1 protein-coding gene is annotated in these 352 nt (G+C 29.8%); it reads left to right on the top strand.

The features are described from left to right. Positions 1-352, top strand: a 352-nt coding sequence (locus tag FUA24_RS07895; RefSeq protein ID WP_148541206.1) for a type IX secretion system membrane protein PorP/SprF, incomplete at both ends; no start/stop codon positions are given.

Raw genomic sequence — 352 nt, 5'->3', positions numbered from 1 at the left:
AATGTTAATAACATATTAGAGAAAAAACTTGAAGAATCTGAAAGAGTTTTTGAACCTAATTTACTTTTAAACTATCAAGTATATGCAGGTTACACCATTCTGGGACCTAAAAAGAGTGGCTTAGAGTTTGAACCTTCTATTTTCTATCAAATGTTTACAAGTGATAAACGTTCGGCTACCGATGTGAATTTTAAAGTTAGAAAATACGATAGGAAAGAAGATTATATTTGGGGTGGTATAAGTTACAGGTTTTTAAATGATCAGTTTTTTAAACCATTAAATATTGGCCCAATGGTTGGGTTTAAAAAATCACTTTTTTACTTTGGTTATGCTTATCAGGTTACAACTAATG

The sequence above is a fragment of the Seonamhaeicola marinus genome, from assembly GCF_008085455.1.
Note: the sequence above shows the minus strand (reverse complement) of the source record. Positions and strands in the feature narration are given on the sequence as shown.